This is a genomic window from Amycolatopsis thermoflava N1165 (assembly GCF_000473265.1).
Classification (GTDB): domain Bacteria; phylum Actinomycetota; class Actinomycetes; order Mycobacteriales; family Pseudonocardiaceae; genus Amycolatopsis_E; species Amycolatopsis_E thermoflava.
In genome coordinates this window covers 8,401,663-8,419,606 of the sequence record NZ_KI421511.1, presented here as the reverse complement: position 1 = coordinate 8,419,606, position 17,944 = coordinate 8,401,663, and the positions used below count along the sequence as shown (strand labels likewise).

General features: G+C 70.6%; 18 protein-coding genes. 5 read left to right on the top strand and 13 right to left on the bottom strand.

All coding sequences use genetic code 11. The annotated features are described in order from the left end of the window. The first annotated feature begins 44 nt into the window (after positions 1-44). A complete protein-coding gene (locus tag AMYTH_RS0141850; RefSeq protein ID WP_020419963.1) occupies positions 45-395 on the top strand; it encodes an ArsR/SmtB family transcription factor in 351 nt (116 codons plus the stop codon). Here the strand turns inward: AMYTH_RS0141850 and AMYTH_RS0141845 are convergent. Beyond that, positions 377-1,027 carry a TetR/AcrR family transcriptional regulator gene (locus tag AMYTH_RS0141845; RefSeq protein WP_027935235.1) on the bottom strand — a complete coding sequence of 217 codons (651 nt, stop codon included), beginning with the start codon at positions 1,025-1,027 and terminating at the stop codon, positions 377-379. The two genes, AMYTH_RS0141850 and AMYTH_RS0141845, sit on opposite strands and share 19 nt — an antisense overlap. A gap of 67 nt (positions 1,028-1,094) precedes the next feature. Here AMYTH_RS0141845 and AMYTH_RS46705 point away from each other — a divergent pair, with 67 nt between their 5' ends. Then, entirely contained in the window at positions 1,095-2,159 is a 1,065-nt protein-coding gene (locus tag AMYTH_RS46705) for a pyridoxamine 5'-phosphate oxidase family protein (protein WP_051362983.1), read from the top strand. 6 nt (positions 2,160-2,165) lie between these two features. Here AMYTH_RS46705 and AMYTH_RS48475 read toward each other — a convergent pair whose 3' ends face one another. Then, positions 2,166-2,300 (bottom strand): SDR family oxidoreductase, encoded by a 135-nt coding sequence (locus tag AMYTH_RS48475; protein ID WP_354710020.1) that lies wholly within the window; start codon positions 2,298-2,300, stop codon positions 2,166-2,168. 54 nt (positions 2,301-2,354) lie between these two features. Between AMYTH_RS48475 and AMYTH_RS0141830 the strand changes: the two genes are divergently transcribed. Next, entirely contained in the window at positions 2,355-2,738 is a 384-nt protein-coding gene (locus tag AMYTH_RS0141830; protein WP_410468330.1) for a TetR family transcriptional regulator C-terminal domain-containing protein, read from the top strand. A 646-nt stretch (positions 2,739-3,384) separates the two neighbouring features. After that, positions 3,385-4,011 (top strand): TetR/AcrR family transcriptional regulator, encoded by a 627-nt coding sequence (locus tag AMYTH_RS0141825; RefSeq protein WP_027935233.1) that lies wholly within the window; start codon positions 3,385-3,387, stop codon positions 4,009-4,011. Here the strand turns inward: AMYTH_RS0141825 and AMYTH_RS0141820 are convergent. From AMYTH_RS0141820 to AMYTH_RS0141800, 5 genes are read right to left on the bottom strand one after another with little or no spacing between them, the layout of a single operon-like run. After that, positions 3,983-5,557 carry an AMP-binding protein gene (locus tag AMYTH_RS0141820; RefSeq protein ID WP_027935232.1) on the bottom strand — a complete coding sequence of 525 codons (1,575 nt, stop codon included), beginning with the start codon at positions 5,555-5,557 and terminating at the stop codon, positions 3,983-3,985. The genes AMYTH_RS0141825 and AMYTH_RS0141820 overlap by 29 nt on opposite strands. Position 5,558: 1 nt before the next feature. Beyond that, complete coding sequence (locus tag AMYTH_RS46700) at positions 5,559-6,329, bottom strand: ABC transporter ATP-binding protein (protein ID WP_051362982.1); 771 nt, start codon at positions 6,327-6,329, stop codon at positions 5,559-5,561. Beyond that, entirely contained in the window at positions 6,329-8,116 is a 1,788-nt protein-coding gene (locus AMYTH_RS0141810; RefSeq protein WP_084022796.1) for a branched-chain amino acid ABC transporter ATP-binding protein/permease, read from the bottom strand. The genes AMYTH_RS46700 and AMYTH_RS0141810 overlap by 1 nt, the downstream gene beginning before the upstream one ends. After that, positions 8,109-8,993 (bottom strand): branched-chain amino acid ABC transporter permease, encoded by an 885-nt coding sequence (locus tag AMYTH_RS0141805; RefSeq protein ID WP_027935230.1) that lies wholly within the window; start codon positions 8,991-8,993, stop codon positions 8,109-8,111. The genes AMYTH_RS0141810 and AMYTH_RS0141805 overlap by 8 nt, the downstream gene beginning before the upstream one ends. Beyond that, positions 8,990-10,225, bottom strand: coding sequence for an ABC transporter substrate-binding protein (locus AMYTH_RS0141800; protein ID WP_027935229.1), 1,236 nt, complete (start codon positions 10,223-10,225; stop codon positions 8,990-8,992). Before AMYTH_RS0141800 ends, AMYTH_RS0141805 begins: the two co-directional genes overlap by 4 nt. 169 nt (positions 10,226-10,394) lie before the next feature. Between AMYTH_RS0141800 and AMYTH_RS0141795 the strand changes: the two genes are divergently transcribed. Further along, a complete protein-coding gene (locus tag AMYTH_RS0141795; protein WP_027935228.1) occupies positions 10,395-11,615 on the top strand; it encodes an acetyl-CoA acetyltransferase in 1,221 nt (406 codons plus the stop codon). Positions 11,616-11,626: 11 nt separating this feature from the next. On the opposite strand, the gene AMYTH_RS47395 is transcribed toward AMYTH_RS0141795, so the two are convergent. The 6 genes from AMYTH_RS47395 to AMYTH_RS0141765 form a co-directional block, all read right to left on the bottom strand. Next, on the bottom strand, positions 11,627-13,114 hold the full coding sequence (locus AMYTH_RS47395; protein ID WP_084022795.1) for an SDR family NAD(P)-dependent oxidoreductase: 1,488 nt from the start codon (positions 13,112-13,114) through the stop codon (positions 11,627-11,629). Between the two features lie 112 nt (positions 13,115-13,226). Next, positions 13,227-14,087: an SDR family NAD(P)-dependent oxidoreductase gene (locus AMYTH_RS46690; RefSeq protein ID WP_051362980.1), complete on the bottom strand. Its 861-nt coding sequence runs from the start codon at positions 14,085-14,087 to the stop codon at positions 13,227-13,229. A gap of 29 nt (positions 14,088-14,116) precedes the next feature. Next, positions 14,117-14,860, bottom strand: coding sequence for an SDR family NAD(P)-dependent oxidoreductase (locus tag AMYTH_RS0141780; protein ID WP_027935227.1), 744 nt, complete (start codon positions 14,858-14,860; stop codon positions 14,117-14,119). A gap of 81 nt (positions 14,861-14,941) precedes the next feature. Then, positions 14,942-15,907, bottom strand: a complete 966-nt coding sequence (locus AMYTH_RS0141775; protein WP_027935226.1) for an amidohydrolase family protein — start codon at positions 15,905-15,907, stop codon at positions 14,942-14,944. 39 nt (positions 15,908-15,946) lie between these two features. Continuing rightward, complete coding sequence (locus AMYTH_RS46685) at positions 15,947-16,564, bottom strand: TetR/AcrR family transcriptional regulator (protein WP_051362979.1); 618 nt, start codon at positions 16,562-16,564, stop codon at positions 15,947-15,949. Positions 16,565-16,719: 155 nt separating this feature from the next. Then, the gene (locus AMYTH_RS0141765) at positions 16,720-17,937 is read right to left on the bottom strand and encodes a serine hydrolase domain-containing protein (RefSeq protein ID WP_027935225.1); all 1,218 of its coding nucleotides are present in this window, start codon (positions 17,935-17,937) and stop codon (positions 16,720-16,722) included. Positions 17,938-17,944 lie beyond the last annotated feature (7 nt).

The following is a 17,944-nucleotide window of genomic DNA, read 5'->3' as shown; positions in this document are numbered from 1 at the left end:
GCCATCAAACTTCATGGTGGTCAAACTTCGACGATCATCGTAATATGGGTGCCGTGACGGACCGGATCAACGACCACCCCGCCGCGGAGGACATCACGCTGCAGGGCGTGCTCGACGCGCTGACCGACCCGGTGCGGCGCAGCATCGTGCGGCAACTAGCCGATTCCGGCGAGGACATGGCGTGCGGCACGTTCGACATCAACGTCACCCGGTCGACCAGCACGCACCACTTCAAGGTCCTCCGGCAGGCCGGGATCATCCGGCAGCACTACCAGGGCACGGTGAAGCTGAACGAACTCCGCCGGGCCGACCTGGAACGCGCCTTCCCCGGCCTGCTGGACACGATCATCGAGTCCGCCCGCCGGGAGGCAGGCCGTCAGCGCGCGTCCGCCTGACCGCCCGGTGCGGGGCGGTCCCCGCGCAGGTACCGGGTCACCATGGCCACCAGCTCGTTCTCCAGCGCCTCGATCCCGGTGGTCCGCGGGTCGGCCATCGCGCGATGCGTGTTCGTCTCCACGGTGAACACGATCAGCTCCGCCGCCGTGTCCAGGTCCCGGACACCCACGTCCGGGTGACGGGCCAGCAGGTCGCGCACCTGCCCGACGCGCATCTTCCCGTGCCGGTCGATCGTGTCGAGCAGGTCCCGCGAAACCGGCGCCTGCTCGATCATGATCCGCAGCAGCTGGGGATCGTCGCGGTGGTTGTCGATCGCGTCCCGGACGAGAGCCCGGACCAGCGCTTCCAGCGTGCCCGGCGACAGGTCGAGCTGGTCGGCGGACGTCCACCGACCGCGGTCGATGTGCCGCACCAGCAGTTCGGCGAGGATGGCGTCCTTGTTCGGGAAGTACTGGTACAGCGAGCCGATCGAGATGCCGGCGCGCTCGGCGATGCGGTTGGTGGTGCCGGCGGCGTAGCCGTGCTCGGCGAAAACGTGAGCAGCGGCGGTGAGGATGCGCTCGCGGGTCAGCTCCGCGCGCACCTGCCGGGGCTTGCGACGTGCTTGAAGACGACGGTCGTCCGACGGCATCGCGCATCCTCCTCCTGGCGCGAAAAGCGAGTAGCCAAAAAGCTGAGCTATTGCTCAGAATAGTGGCATGACCTGCGCTGATGCACCACACCAGCTCACCACGGCGGACGAGGTCGAGTCCGTCGTCGGGCGCCCGGCGCCGATGATCACGCTCAAGCAGATCTCCGCCCTCGACGAGGGGTGCCGGGCCGTCCTGGCCCGTTCGCCGATCGCGGCCGTCGGCTACCGGGACGCCGACGGCGCGAGCCGGACGACGTTCCTCGGCGGCGCGCCGGGGTTCGTGCGCGTCCACTCGGCCACCCGGATCTCGTTCACCCTGGACGGCGACGCGCGGGGCGCGATCTCGTTCTTCTTCCTCCTGCCGGGTGTCGGGGAGGTGTTGCGTGTCAACGGTTCCGTGGCCAAGCGGAAGGGCGAGCGGATCTTCGCCGACGTCACGGAGGCCTACGTCCACTGCGCGCAGGCCATCCTCCGGTCCAGGCTGTGGCAGCCCCGCGATCCGGCCGGGCCGTCCGCCGCGCCCGGAGGAGACGGTCCGCTGCGCGGGGTCGCCGAGTTCCTCGCCGCGGCGCCGTTCCTCGCGCTGTCCACTTGGGACCCGGCTGGCGGGAGCGACACGAGCCCGCGCGGGGACCGGGAGGCTGTGGCGCGGATACTGGACGGCCGCACGCTCGTCATCCCGGACCGGAAGGGCAACAAGCGCGCCGACGCGCTGCACAACCTGCTGCAGGACGACCGGCTGTCGTTCGCCGCGCTCGTCCCGGGCCGCGACGAGGTGCTGCACGTCCGCGGACGGGGCGCGATCACCGTCGATCCGGCGCATCTGGAGCCGCTTGCGCTGCGCGGAAAGCCACCGCACGCGGCGCTGCTCGTCACCGTCGAGGACGCCGAGATCGCCGTCAACAACGCGGTGGTGGACGCGCAGCCGTGGAACCCCGGCGTCGACCGGGCACCGGTGCCGGATCTCCTTGCCGTGGCGGGAAAACACGTGGCCGCGAACTCGGCGACGGCCGCGGGCGGCGCCTTCCTACTCAAGGCGGTCCCCGGTGCGACCCGGCTGCTGCGCCGGGTGATGGACCGCACCTACCGCTCTGGCCTGCGAAAAGAGGGCTACGACGAGCCGCCCCGCTGAGCCGGGTTACGCGGTGAATCCGCCGTCGATGTTGAGGCTGGAGCCGGTGATGTACGCGGCTTCCGGCCCGGCGAGGTAGGAGACGAAGGCGGCGACCTCGGCCGCGGTGCCGTACCGGTCCGTCGCCATGACGCCGAGCATGGCCGGCGCGAGAGGCCCGTCAGCTGTCGGCGTGGAGCCAGCAGGCCGGGCTCGATGCCGCGGCGACCGCGAACCCGAGCCCGTGGCACGGCGTCACATCGGCCGACACGTTCGACGAGGGCGGTCGCATGGAGCTGCCCTCCGCAGGGCTGCCTGATGGCCAACAGCGTCGCAGCACTGAGCGCGCAGGACGAAGACGTGCGAACCCGCGCGTGCCCGCTGTACGACGAAACGCTCGCCCTATTCACCCGGCGGATCACCGAAGCGCGCGACAGCGGCGAGATCGACGAGGACATCGACCCGGAGTCGACCGCACGCGCCCTGATCGCCGTCAGGCAAGGAATCGAATTCCTGCACAAGGCGGGCCTCAGCGCGGAGGAGTTGCAGCGCGCCAAGAACGCCGCGCTGGAGATGATCGAGCGCTCCGTCGGCCGCTGACAACGTCGTGGACCAGCTGTGAAAACGATCGGCATCACCCGCACCGGCGAGGCTGGCATTCCCGCACTCAGGCAGGAAGACAGAGCACCAGTTGCGCTAGAAGCAATTGCGACCCCGGCACTGTGCAGGTGTGGCAGAACGAGCGGACACTGGACAAGGTTTCTGTCCCACCCCACCTCGATCTCGGATTTCCGCAGTCCGGTCCCGAGGAAGCCCGCTCGCCTTGGCTCCAGAGCCAGCAGGCTACACCGGCGAGACTTTGACCTGCGGAACCGAGAACCATCCGCGCAGGCAAACCGAGTGGGGACGGTGATGGTCCGGGTTCAAGACTCGAACCTGCCGCGCTCCAGACTTGCTCCCGCTCGGCGGAGCCACTTGGTCAACTGCTGCAACATGCCCCATCCCCGTCGGCTGCAACCCGTCAACCTCCCCATGATCCAACCGCCGGCTGACCAGCTACTCATTCCGGACCGTCCAGACCGACAGCAGCGGGGCTCGCGTCGTCCGGGTTCGCCACGCCGGACATCTCGGTCATCGGCGCGATGCTACCGCTGCTCGTCTACAACCCCCGGCACCCATCGGTCAGTGTGGTACCCCGGGTACTGAAGCGGGCAACGAACGTTCATTCAAGCAGTACGATCGGGCTATGGGGAACTCCACAGCGCGAACCACCGCGGCCGACCGCGTCCGTGCGGCGGCGATCGACCTGTTCTTCGAGCAGGGCTACGACCGCACCAGCGTCCGGCACATCACGGCGGCGCTGCGACTCACCTCCGGCGCGCTCTACAACCACTTCCGCTCGAAGGAAGAACTGCTCTACTCCATCATTTCACGCACACACTCCGAGGCCGAGCGCGTCACGGCCGACGCGATCCTGCGCGCGGGCGAAGACCCGGCCCGCCAGCTCGCGGAAGTGGCCCAGGCGTTGACCACGTTCTCGGCCACCTACCGCAAGGAGACCTCGATCAGCCACGCGGAGTGGCGCAACCTCCCCGAGCCGCAGGCAGCCGAAATCCGGGGCAGCCGTCTGCGGCTCGGTCACCTCGTCGAGCGGCTGCTGGAACGCGGCATCCGCACCGGCGTCTTCCAGCCGACGGCCGACAACGCCCTGCTCGCGAAGGTGCTGCTGAGCACGTGGACCGAGGTGGGCCGCTGGTACCACCCCGGCGGCCACTTCAGCGTGCCGGACCTCGCGGACGAATTCGCCGTGCTCGCGCTGCGCACGGCCGGTGCGGCAGCGCCCATCAGTGTTGAGCGATTCGCTCCTGCTTGACCCGTAGCCCGGCGGCCTCCCGGTCCCACGTGTCCGCGGTGACGCCGGCCGACCGCAGCCGGTGCTTTTCGATCTTGCTCGTGGGCGTCTTGGGCAACTCGTCGAGCACCCGGATGTAGCGCGGCACCATGAAGTGCGCCATCCGGTCGGACAGGAACACCAGCAGCTCCGCCGGATCGATGACGGCCCCCTCGACCGGTGCGACGACGGCCAGCACGTCGTCCTCGCCGTGCGGGCTGGGCACGGCGACGACCGCCGCTTCGCGCACCGCCGGGTGGGCCAGGATCTCCGCCTCCACGTCGAACGACGAGATGTTCTCGCCGCGCCGCCGGATCGCGTCCTTGACGCGGTCGACGAAGAAGTACTCGCCGTCGGGGCTGCGGCGGAAGGCATCCCCGGTGTGGAACCAGCCGTTCCGCCACGCTCGCGCCGTCGCCTCGGGCATGCCCCAGTAGCCGGAGTTCATCGCCCAGGGCCGGTCGGTGCGCAGCACCAGCTCGCCTGGCGTCCCGTCGGGGACTTCCCGGTCGAACTCGTCGACGAGCCGTGCCTGCACGCCGCGGCGAACCCGGCCGCAGGTCCCGGGGGTCGTCGGATCGTCCTCGGAAATGATCGGAATCGACGTCTCGGTCATGTTGAACAGCGCCGTCACACGGACGCCGAAGCGACGGGCGAAACCGGCCACGTCGTCGTTCAACGGCACCATGAACACGTGCCGCAGGGGGTGGTCGCGGTCGCCGGGCGCGGGCGGCTGCTTGGCGAGGAAGGTCGCCATCACGCCGAGCAGGGTCACGTGGGTGGTCCCGGTCGTGCGCACCAGGTCCCAAAAGCGGGCGGTGTCGAACCGGTCGACGACCGCGATCGACGCGCCCTTCAGCAACGCCGCGTAGCAGCCGATCGTGCCGCCGGCGTGGAACAGCGGCAGGTTGATCATGTACCGGTCCTGCTCCCCGAACCGTTCGTCGAACGCCGCCGCGGCGGTTGTGGCGACGTGCGTGTAGGAGCACACCACGCCCTTCGACGGCCCGGTCGTCCCGGACGTCAGGATGATCGCGTAGGGGTCCCAGGGCTGGATCGGCGCTTCGGGAACCACCTCCGGTCCGGCGTCCGTCCACTCGCGACTGGTCAGCGGCACCACGTGGTCCAGTTGCCCGCCCTCCAGCGTGGCCAGACGCGGTACCAGGTCCGGGTGAGCGACCATCACCCTGGCGCCGGACAAGCGGATCGCGTGCTGGAGCAGACCGCCGCGGTAGGCGGGGTTGAGCGGCATGTAGATCGCGCCGAGCAGGTTGGCGCCGTACCAGACGCGCAGCGCGTCCGGACCGTTCGGCAGCCAGGACAACACGCGGTCGCCGTGCCGGACGCCGAGCGCGGCCAGTTGACGGGCAACCGCGTTCGCCGCCCGCCAGGTCTCGCCGTAGGTCCAGCGGCTGCCGTCCTGGAACACCGCGTGCACGGTGTCCCCGCGCTCGCGGGCGTGCCGCCGCAACAGCAGCCCCAGCACGCACTCCTCCGGCCCGGGCACGGCCGAACTCCACCAGTCCATGTCACTGCCTCGCTTCCGTCGGATCAGCGGGGTCGCCGGACGGGCTCCCCCCAGCGAACGCCCCCAGGTACGCCTGGCGCAAGCCGGGACCGCGCAGCAGGTCCGGACCGGGCCCTTCGGCGACGATGCGTCCGTTCTGCATCACGAAACCCCGGTCGGCGATGCTCAGCGCCCGCTCGACCACCTGCTCGACCAGCAGGAGGCTCAGCCCTTCGGCGCGCAGCACCTCGATCGTGTCGAAAACGCGGTCGACCATCACCGGCGCCAGCCCGAGGGAGGGTTCGTCGAGCAGCAGCATCCGCGGCTCGCGCATGAGGGCCTGCCCGATGACCAGCATCTGCTGTTCACCACCGCTGAGTACTTCAGCCTGCGCGGACAGCCGGGCGCGCAGGAACGGGAACAGCCCGAGCACCCGGTCCAGCCGGTCGCGTTGCTCCGGCTTGCCGAGACCGGACCGCCACAGCCCGAGGTCGAGGTTCTCCCGCACGGTGAGCCCGCGGAAGATGCGCCGTCCCTCCGCCACGTGCACGAGTCCCCGTCGCACGACGGTCTCCGGCGCCGCGTGGCTCAGGTCGGCTCCGTCGAAGGTGATCCGGCCGCGGCTGGGGTGCCGCAGACCGGAGATGGTGCCGAGGAGCGTGCTCTTGCCCGCCCCGTTCGCGCCGACGAGCGCGCAGACCTGGCCCGGCTCGACAGCCAGGGTGATGTCTTCGACCACCGGTGCCGATCCGTAGCCGGCGGTGACCTCGGACAGTTCGAGGAGAGGAGTCATCAGCGCCCCAGGTAGACGTCGAGAACACGGTCGTCGGTCAGGGCCGTCGCCGGCGGCGCCGACAGCAGCGTCACGCCCTCGTGCAGCACCGTGACCGCGTCGGCCACCTCGGCGACGAGTTCGATGTGGTGCTCGATGAGCACGACGGTGACGCCGTCGGCGCGGATCTCCCGCAACAGCCGTCCCAGCGCGTCGAGTTCGGTCATCGACAGGCCGGCGGCCGGCTCGTCGAGGAGCAGCAGGCTTGGACGGGCCATCAGCGCGCGGCCGATCTCCAGCAGCCGCTGCTTGCCGTGCGGAAGCGCACCTGCCTGCTGCCCCGCGACGTCGCCGAGCCCGACGAACCGCAGGTAGGCCATGGCTTCGGCGGTGAGCGCGGCGACCTCGCGGCGGGCAGGCGGCAGGCCCGCCGCGATCACCACCGCGGCCGACCGCTCCCGCGCGTAGGCGCCGAGGAGGACGTTGTCCAGCGCGCTCAGTTCCGGCAGCAGGCGCGGCGTCTGAAAAGTGCGGCCGACGCCGGCGCGGGCCATCCGGTCGGGCGACCGCCGGGCCATCGCCCGCCCTCCGATCCGCACGGTGCCGTCGTCGGCGCGGACGTAGCCGGTGATGGTGTTGAGCAGAGTGGTCTTGCCGGACCCGTTGGGCCCGACCACCGCGTGGATGGTGCCGGCGGGTACCGCCAGATCGGCGGACCGCAGGGCACGGACACCGCCGAAACCCTTGACCAGGCCACGGGCGGTCAGGCTCAGCGCGTCCCGCCGCGGCGGCCGGGGCGGATCCGGGAGGCACCCGGCCACCGGGGCCGGGGGCCGGCGGGAGCGCCACCAGCGCGACCAGGCGCCGGCGATCCCGTGCGGAGCGTAGACGGCGACCACGAGCAACGCCGCGCCATAGACAAGCAGGCGCCATTCGGCCAGCGCTCCCAGCAGCTCGGGCAGCACGAAGAACGCCAGCACGCCGACGACCGGACCGCCCAGCCGTCCCGCCCCGCCGACGATCACCACGAGCAGGAAGAAGACCGAGAAGTCGATGGTGAAGTCGTCCGGTGTCACCATGCCCTTGAGCCCCGCGAGCAACGCGCCCGCCGCGCCGGCGAGGACCGCGCTGAGGAAGAACGCGAACACCTTGAGCCGCACCGTGTTCGCGCCCGCCGAGCGGGCCGCCTCCTCGGCATCGCGAACGCTGATGAGCGCGCGGCCGACTCGTGAGCGCACCAGGTTCCGCAGCACCAAGTACGTGACGACGACGAAGGCGAGCACGAGCCAGAAGAAGCCCGCGTCGTCCAGCGGCAGCCCGCCTGCCTCCGGTCGCGGCACGCCGAAGATCCCGGAAAAGCCACCCGTGATCGCCCGCATCTCGACCAGCAGGCCGTTGACGACCATTCCGAACGCCAGCGTGATGAGGGCGAGGTACCAGGCGCTCAGGCGCAGTGCGGGCAACGCCATCAGGCTGCCGACCAGTCCCGCGCCGAGCATCGCGACCGGCAGGGCGGCCCAGAACGACCACTCGTGCGCCGTGGTCAGCACCGCCGCGACGTAGGCGCCGACGGCGACCAGCGCGCCGTGGCCGAGCGAGACCTGCCCGGCGTAGCCGAACAGCAGGTTCAGCCCCATCGCGACAAGGACGTAGATGCCCACCAGCGTCGCCAGGTACACGACGAACGGGTCACCGGCGACCAGGGGCAACGCCGCCGCGGCCCCCGCGGCGAGCGCGATCCCGGCTGCCCTGGCCCGCGGCCCGCCGGCCACCCAAGGCCGTCGTGCGGCCAGTGTCGCGTCAGACATGGCGCAGCACCCCGCCCGCACGCCGGAGCCCGGTGGGCCGGACCATCAGGACGACCACGACGACTCCGAAGAGGACCGCGGTCTGCATGCCCGGCGAAACGTAACGCGCCCCGGCAGCTTCGACGACGCCGAGCAGCCAGCCCGCGACCAGCGCGCCCCGGTGGTCGCCGACGCCGCCCACGATGGCCGCGAAGAACCCGCGGATGAGCAGGCCGAACCCCATGGTCACCGAGGCCAGCAGCAGCGGTGCGGCGAGCACCCCGGCGAGCCCGGCCAGCGCGCCCCCGGCCAGGAACGAGATGCGGCCGATCCGGTCCGGCCGGATCCCCTGCAGCCGCGCCGCGTCGCGGTCCGCGGCGACCGCCCGCACCGCGCACCCGAACCGCGTCCGGTCCCCGAGTTCGAGCGCGACGACGAGCACTACGACCACGCCGATCACCACGAGCTGGTAACTGCTGATCTGCAGCCCCAGCAAGTCGATCGGCCGCAGGGACAACGGCTCGGGTGGCGCCACCGATCGCGGTTCCGCGGTCCAGATCCGGCCCGCGACCTGGCTCAGGACCAGCGAGAAGGCGAGCGTGGTGATGACCCAGCCCGCGGCGTGACTGGACCGGCGCAGCACGGGCGCGACGGCCAGCCGTTCCTCGAGCAGCGCGACCAGGCCGACGACCACCACCACGCAGACGAGCGCGATCGGCCACGGCAGGCCCCCGAGGCCGGTCGCGGCCATCAGCATCGCCCCGACCATCACCAGGTCGCCCTGCGCGAAGTTGAGCACGTTCGTCGGCCGGTAGAGCACGTTGAACCCGATCGCGACGAGCGCGTACAGGCTGCCGAACGTCAGCCCGGGGACGAGGACCTCGCTGACCGGGTTCACGAGGCCAGCTCCCGGAAGATGCCGCCCGCGGACGCCTCGTCCCGGGCCGAGAGCAGCGTCGCGATGGCGATCGCGTCGTCACCGATTCCACAGTGGTCGGTCTCGGTGAACGAGATCGGTGCCCGCACGCCCGGGTAACCCCGCACCCGGTCGAAGGCGGCCCGCAGCCGCTCCGGGTCCGTCGTTCGCTCCTGCTCCACCGCCGTGGCCAGCAGTTTCAGGAAGTCGTAGTACGGGCTGTTGGCGGCGGAGAACGCCAGCTGCCCGGCCTCGGCCCGGATCTTGGCCGCGTACTCGACCGCGGGGCCCGACGGGGCACCACCCCGGGGGTAGGTCAGCGAGCGGTAGGCGGTGCCGTAGAAGTTGCGCAGCAGCTCGACCGGGATCTCGTTGTAGGCGTCGATGTAGTTGAGGTCGTGGGCCACGATCACCGGCGCGAAGCCGCCGTTGACCATCGCCCGAAGGGACAGGACGGCCGCCTGCGGTTGCCCGCTGAACATGCCGAGCCCCTCGACCCCGGCGCGGGCCAGCTGGTTGAGGTAGGGCGTCACGTCCGGGGCGTTCGGCTCGAACACCTGCACCCCGGCGAGTTCGGTGCGGTAGTCCTCACGCAGGGTGCGAGTGAAGGACTCCTGCATGGACTTGCCGAACTCGGAGTTCTCGGTGAGCAGGCCGATCCGGCGGAGGCCTCGGGACTCGAACAGGAACTTCGCGGCCGCCCTGCCCTGCCTGCTGGTGTTGAAGACCAGCTGGTAGTGCCCGGGGAACCGGGTCCCGTCGCCGAGGAGGTCGGCGCCGCCCCACGCGGACTGGATCGCATTGCCGCGGGCAAGCGCGGTGACCGAAGCGACGGCCTGGGAACTGCCGGTCGGGCCGACGACGAAGTCCGGTCGCGCACTGAGCAACCGCTGGGCGACCGTCGCTTGCGTGGCGGGTGATCCCTCGTCGTCCTCTTCGTGCACCGCGATCGCCGTGCCGAGCAGGCCGCCCGCGGCGTTGATCTCCTGCAGGGCCAGCCGGGCACCGATGAAGGTGGGGGCGTAGGCACTGGCCAGGCGACCGGTCTTCGGCTGGATCCAGCCGAGCTCGGCCTGCCCGTCCGTGGATCCCGCTCCGCGGCCGGCGCACGCCGCCAGTCCGGCGCCGAGGAGCCCTGTTCCCAGGGCCAGCGCCCCCGACAGGGCGGTCCGGCGGGACAAGCCGGGTCCGCCGCGGCTCAGGCTCGTGTCCATGTGCGCCTCCGTTGGCGTCGGATCACCCGAAACGGGTACGTGTATGAGCGTTTATATACATCGTGCTTCTGACACGTCAAGAGAGATGGTGAACAGCCCGGAAGACTTGCCAAGTACCGGGCAGGAAGCGATATTGCATGTACGTTCATTCACACACAGAGGGAGCGCCATGGCCGACACAGTCCACATCCTGGGCGGCGCCCAGACCGATTTCGCCCTCAAGTGGGCCAAACAGAGCGACAACCCGCTCTTCGACATGCTGGAGGAGGCTGTCCGGGACTGCCTCGGCGCGACGGGGCTCGAACCGTCCGACATCGACACCGCGCATGTCGGCAACTTCGGCGGGGAGCGCTTCGCCGGGCAGTCGCACCTCGGCGCGATGATCCCGATGCTGACCCCGGCCTGGGCCATGCTGCCCACCAGCAGGCACGAAGCAGCCTGCGCGTCCGGTAGTGCCGCGGCACTGGCCGCGATGGCGGAGATCGAGGCCGGGCGGTACGACGTCGTCCTCGTCGTCGGGGTCGAGCTGATGCGCAACGTCGCGGGTGAGGAAGCGGCACGCAACCTCGGCTCCGCGGCGTGGACACCCGAGGAACTGGATTCCGGCGAGCTGCCCTGGCCGCACCTCTTCGACCGCATCAGCCAGGAGGTGGACCGCCGGTACGGGCTCGACCAAACCCACCTCAACCGCATCGCCGAGCTCAACCGCAGCAACGCCCGCCGCAACCCGCTGGCACAGACCCGTGACTGGACGGCCGAACCCGGCCACTTCGACGCCGACGACATCGCCAACCCCATCGTCACCGGCCGCACCCGGAGGAGCGACTGCGGCCGGATCACCGACGGGGCGAGCGCGATCGTGCTGGCCGGCAGCCGGTTCACCGAGGCCTGGCAGGGCGGGTCGCCCGGCCGCAGGGCCAGCCGGATCAGCGGATGGGGCCACCACACCGCACCACTACCGCTGAGCGCGAAGTTCACCCACGAGGGGCGCTACCTGTTCCCGAACGTCCGGCAAGCGATCACCGACGCCTACGGCCGGGCCGGCGTGCGTGGACCGGAAGAGCTCGACGTGATCGAAACCCACGACTGCTTCACGATCACCGAGTACGTCGCGATCGACCACTTCGGACTCACCGATCCCGGGAAGGCCTGGCAGGCCATCGAGGACGGCCACATCGACTTCGACGGGCGCCTGCCGGTGAACCCGTCGGGCGGCCTGATCGGCGCCGGGCACCCGGTGGGTGCCACCGGAGTCCGGATGCTGCTGGACGCGCACCGGCAGGTGACCGGAACCGCCGGCGACTACCAGGTACCGGGGGCACGCACCGCCGCGACCCTCAACGTCGGGGGCAGCTGCAGCACGGCGGTGAGCTTCGTGGTCACCGGGTGACCGGCTTCCGATCACGCGAACGCCGCGGAGACGGGCTGCTCGCCTCCGGGGGTGAACGCGGGCAGTGATCGCAAGGTCGCCCAGCCGCCGCACACCCGCAGCTGGGCTCCGTCCACCATCGCGGATGCCGGGCTGACCAGGTAAGCCACCGCCGCGGCGATGTCTTCCGGATCGCACAGCCGGCGGGACGGGGTCCGCCGCAGTGACGCGGTCACGAACGCTGGATCGGCGGTGTCGGTCATCGGGGTGCGGACAATGCCCGGCAGCACGGAGTTGACCCGGATCCGGTGGCGCGCCAGGGTGACCGCCAGGTGCGTGCTCAGCTGCGCGACGGCGGCCTTGCCCGAGCCGTAGCTGTACAACCCCGGCACCGGCGCGGTCTGCGCGCTCGTGGACGAGACCGCGACGATGTTGCCGCGGTGACCGGAGGAAACCCACCGCTGCGCGAGCCTTTCCACGGCGTCGGCGAAGGACAGGACGTTGATCCGGTAGGCCTCTTCGCGGTGCCGCCGCGCCTCGGGCTGGTCGTCCCGCGGCAGGACGCCGGCCGCGTGCACGAAGTCGTGCACCGCGCCGGCCTGGCGCAGGGCTTCGTCGACCAGGTCGTCGGCGGCGCCGGCGCGGGACAGGTCGGCGCGGACCGTCCAGGCCCGCCGCCCCAGGTGCTCCCGGATCGCCGCCGCCACCTCGTCCAGCTCGGGGAGCCGCCGTGCCGCGAGCACGACGTCGGCGCCCCGCCTGGCCAGTTCGAGAGCGGCTTCCGCACCGATCCCGCTGCTGCCTCCGGTCACCAGCACCGTCCGCCCGTCCAGGGACCACGGTCGCGCCGGCGGTACCGTGCTTCCGTCCACTTTGGCTGTACCGGTGGCACTGACCGGCACGATCCCGGTCTCGAGGCCACCGTCGAGCGGCAGCACCTCCCCGACCATCGCGTTCAGGCCACGGCTGAGCAGCAGTGTCAGGGCCGCCTGCAGGTCAGCCTCGGTCACCGGGCGGCGGACCACCTGGTGCGCGTGGAGCACCGCCTCCGCCGGCTGGGGCAACGAGTGGCCGAGAAAGGGCGCGTAGCCGATGCGGATGGCGTTCATCCGCACGCCGTACGGCGCCACCCGGGAGGCGAGTTGCTGCCACCAGTGCAGATCCGCGCTCTGCCGCGCCGAGCGCTCGACGTGAGCCGAACCAGCCGGCCACGGTAGGGCGTCGGTGACGAGCACCATCCGGCCACCACCGGACCGGGCCATCCGGGTCGCAGCTTCCAGGACGACCGAACGACGCAGGCAACCACCGCTGCCGTGCACGCCGAACGCCGCGTTCTCCACCTGGACCGCACAGAACGCCGCCGCGCCCGTGCCGGCGGTGACGGTCCGGAACCCGGCTCGCTTCAGCATCGCGTTGACCGCGCCGAGCGCAGCGGTCTTGCGCGGCGCATCGATTTCGATCGTCGCCGAACAGGGCCGCAGCGACACCGTCCGGGACGGTGCCGTGCTGGTACTCGTCATGGGACACCTCCGCAGTAGCGCATATCGCGAAACTACGGCCGTCCCGGCCCGCGGTCATCGCCCCGCGAGTACCCCTTGAGAACCGCGGGCCGTGACGGGAAGTACCGCCGTGTCAGGCATTTCCGGCTTCCTGAACCGGCACCTGCTCGTGCCGGAGGATCCAGGACGCTTCTCCTCGCCGCCGGAAGTCGGTGCCGAACCAGCCCGGGTTGTACGCGCTGCCACCGCCGTCTACCAGCAAGGCGGCGCCGTTGACGTAACCACTGTCGTCGGACACGAGGTAGGCGACCGCACCGGCGATGTCCTCTGGCTTGCCGAGCCTGCCCAGGGGCGACTCGGCCTCGTTGTAGCTGCGCGCCCCGGTCGCCAGCAGACCACCGGTCATCGCCGTCTCCGTAACGCCCGGCATCACCGCGTTGACGCGGATGTCGAACTGCCCCAGTTCGTAAGCCATGATCTTCACCATCATGTTCAGCGCGGCTTTGGCCGAGCAGTAGGCGGTGAACAGGGCTACCGGTTCGACGGCCCCGGACGACGAGGTCACCACGATCGCTCCCCCGTTGCCCAGCTCGGCCATCCGGCGCGCCGCGGCCTGACAGATGAGGAACGTCCCGGTCACGTTGATTTCGAACGTGCGGCGCCAGGTCTTCTCCGGGATCTCCAGGAACGCGCCGAAGCGTCCCCAGCCGGCGTTGGCCACGCAGATGTCGAGCCGGTCGTGCCGCTGCAGCCGCTCGAACAACACCGCTACCTGGTCGGGGTCGGTTTGATCGCAGGGCACCGCCTCGGCCAGACCGCCGGCGTTCTGGATGTCCTTGGCTACTGCTTCGGCTCCCTCGCCGTCGATGTCGGCGATGACGACAGTAGCGCCGTCCCGGCTCAGACGCCGCGCGGTCGCCTGCCCGATGCCGGAGGCGCCACCGGTCACCAGCGCGACCCGCCCATCCAGCCGCGCAGCGTCAGTGTTTCCCATGCTCGTTGGTTCCCTTCCCGTCGCCATGACTAGTTCCGCACCCAGCCGCCGTCGACGAACAGCACCTGGCCCGTGACGTACCGCGCCTCGTCCGACGCCAGCCAAACCGCGGCGCCCGCGACCTCGTCCGGCTGCCCGGTCCGGCTCAACGGCAGGGTCGCCACTGTCTTCTCCCCGATCCGGCCGAGATCGGCCGCGTGCCCGGTGTCGGTGTCGATGAACCCCGGCGCGATCGCGTTGGCCCGGATCCCTTCCCGGCCCAGTTCGACGGCCAGCGACCGAGTCATCGTGAGCAGGCCCCCCTTGGAGGCGTCGTAGGCGATCTGGCGGAAGAACCCGATCACCGCGACCGAGCAGATGTTGACGATCGCGCCGTGCCCGGACGCGGCGAGGTGATCGACCGCGGCCTGGCTGAGCACGAACGGCGCCTTGAGGTTGACGTCCATCACCCGGTCCCAGTGCTGTTCGGTCTGCTCCCGCAGCGGCAGGCGGTGGATGGTGCCCGCGTTGTTGACCAGGACCGCCAGGCCGCCGAGCTGGTCGGCGGCAGTGGCGACCAGCTCGCGGGCGAAGGAGGTGTCGGCGATGTCGCCGGCCAGCGCCACCCCGTCACCACCCCCGGCCTGAATGCGCTCGACAGTCGCCTTGGCGGCCTCGGCGTCCAGATCGTTCACCGCGACCCGGGCGCCGCCCGCGGCGAGGCGTTCGGCGATCGCCGCGCCGATCCCACGTCCGGCCCCGGTCACGAGCGCGGCACGTCCTGCGAGGTTCATGGACCACTCCACTTCCTTGTGTATGAACGTTCATTTTTATGACCGCAGGCCTGTCCGGTCAAGACGCGGCACCCGGCTGGTCTAGCTCGGATCGAGGTCGAGCAGGCGCGCACCGTTGTCGTGCAGCCACGCGCACTTGGTGCGCTCGTCGAGCGCAAGCGCGGACACTTCAGCGGCCAGCGCACCGGTGGTCATGCCGTGCACCCATTCGATCCCCCCGAAGAGGATCTTGCTCCGGACAGTGGAAGCACCGTGCAGGAGCAACGGCTCCCACCCGGATCCGGGCCGGGTCATGTGACGCGGCCGGTGCGTGGAGAACTCCAGATAGACGTTGCGGTGCCGCTGGCACAGCGTCATCATCTCCAGGACCCAGGGCCAGCCGCCGTGCCCGGCGATCACCACCAGGTCGGGGTGCCGCCGCGCGATCTCGTCCACCTCCCGCCAGGTACACCAGTTCATCGGCACCCGGGTCGACAGGTTGTGCCCGGTGTGCACCCACAGCGGCACACCCAGCTCACTCACCGTCCGGTAGAACTCGTGCGCGCCCTCCGACAACGGCTCGGCGACGTCCAGGAAGTGGGTCACCGACACCCCGCGCATACCGAGTTCGAGCACGCAGCGCCGCACCTCCGCGATCGCCGCGCCGGGATCGGCGAGATTCACGCTCGCCCACGCCTGCAGGCGTTCGGGATGACGCGCGGCGAACTCCGCGATCCGGTCGCTCACCATCCCGCCGCCCGGCAGCGGTCGCATGCTCGAGTGGATGACCTGGTGCCGCACCCCTTCCCGCGCCAGCCGGGCGACGTAGGCGTCGAGGTCTAGATCAAACGCGGGGCTCGCCAGTAGCAGGTCGAGCGCGGCGTCTGGATCCTTGCTCGCCGCCGCGAAGTCCCGCGGGTCGAGTCCCGCGGTGACCGCGAGCCGCTGGCCGAACAAATGGAAGTAGTCCGGCGCGTACTCGGCGAACCCGCCGAGGTAGGCACGCCAGCAGTCGCGGTCGAGCACCATGCCCGACATGTCGACGATCGGGTGCGGGTGGACGGTCATGCATCACCTCTCCGGTTCGCGAAGAGGCCGGGACCGGTCTCAGCGAACCTTGCTGATCGAACGGAGGACGAGATCGGCGTAGAAGGCCGCGAACGCGGTGTCCGACACCGGGCCGTCCGGACTGAACCAGCCGGCCACCCGGAAGGACATGTCGAGCGCGGCAGTGGCGGCCATCCGCACCGGGTCGCCGTTGGGCACCTTGGGCAGTTCGAAGGCGCCTGCCGCGGCACCTTCGCGGATGACATCGGAGACCCTGGCCCGGATACCGAGCCGGAGCCGGCGCACTTCGTCACGGTGTTCCTCGTCGAGCGCGCGCCACTCGTCGCCCACCACGGCTTCCTTGCGGTAGCGCGTGTGGTGCAGCACGAAGGCCTCGATCAAGCCGTGCAGGCGCTCGGGCGCGGGCGCGTCGGCGCGGACCGCGTCGAGCATGCGGTCGAGCGCGGCGTGCCCGTCCAGGATGATCGAGTACAGCAGCTCTTCCTTGGAGCCGAAGTGGTTGTAGAGCGCGCCGGGGGTGAGGCCGCAGGCCTCCGTGATGTCCCGCACGGACGTCGCGTGAAACCCCTTGTTGTAGAACAGGCGCGTGCCCGCCTCCTGTAGCCGGACCCGCGGGTGCTGCCCGTTCCTGCTCCGCGACCTGACCGGCGTCCCCATCGCTTCCCACCGACTTCCGTGCACCTGGGCCGTACGCCCGGTGGCAGGGCCAGTTGGGCCCCGCCACCGGGATGTATGATCGTTCATACATCGACCGCGTCGCCAACCTTACCGGAACCCGCGGACACGACGACCTGTGACCTGGCACACGCGGATCAGCACCACACCTCCGCGCTGTCATCGGTGTAGCCGAGCGAGCGGTACACGGCGTCGACCAGGCTCTGCCCCCTCTCGTTGAGCAGGGTGCCAGGCCCCATGTTGTTCATCGTGTAGCCGAAGGACATGCGGTCGGCAGGCGAGGCGAAGCCGATGCTGCCGCCGAAACCGGGGTGGCCGAAGGCGTCCTGGGACAGGATGACACTGTCGCGCAAGCCGTAGGGACGGTGCCGGTTGTCGATCGACCGGAAGAAGCCTGCCGAGAACCGGCTGCCGATCAGCAACGTCTCGTCGTGCCCCGCCGACATGGTCGTCGTCATCCGCGTCAGCGCGCGCCGGTCCACCAGTTCCACCCCCGCGAGGCCGCCGCCGCACGCCAGCGGCGCGTACATGCCGGCGAGGCCACGGGCGTTGCTGATCCCGCCCGCGGCCCCGATCTCGGCAGCGTGCGCCTCGCGGGAGTCGAACCCGGTCGGCCCGGGCAGCATGTACCCGCCGGAGTTGGCGAAGATCTGACCGGGAATGGATTCCGGCTTGGTCGCTGCCATGGTCATGAAGAGCGACGGCTCGTCGCCCTCCCGCGGCTCCGGGAAGATCATCGGCGCGAGCCGGGGTTCGACCTCCTCCGGGCACCCGATCCAGAAGTCGAGGCCCAGCGGCTCGGCGACCTCCTGCTGGAAGAACTCGCCGAGCGACCTGCCGGACACGCGCCGGACCAGTTCGCCGACCAGCCAGCCGAAGGTCAGGGCGTGGTAACCGTGCCTGCTTCCGGGCTCCCACGCGGGCTTCTCCACCTCGAGAGCGGCGATCATCCGGTCCCAGTCGAAGAAGGCGCAGTCAGGCAACGGCGTGCTGATCACTGGAAGTCCACTTTGGTGGGTCAAGAGCATTCCGACCGTGATGTCCTCCTTGCCCGACTGGCCGAATTCGGGCCAGTAGCGGGCGACCGGCGCGGCCAGGTCCAGCTGCCCGCGGGACGCGAGCACGTGTGCGCACAGCGCGGTCGCCCCCTTGGTGCAGGAGAAGATCACGCTCGCGGTGTCCTGCTCCCACGGGCGGCCGGTCTCCCGATCGGCGACGCCACCCCACAGGTCCACCACCGGTTCGCCGTCGATCATCACGCAGACCGAGGCGCCCACCTCCCCGCGGTCGGCGAAGTTCCGCTCGAACTCCTCGCGAACGCGCGAGAACCCTTCCGCACAGCTACCACCGATCATCGGACTT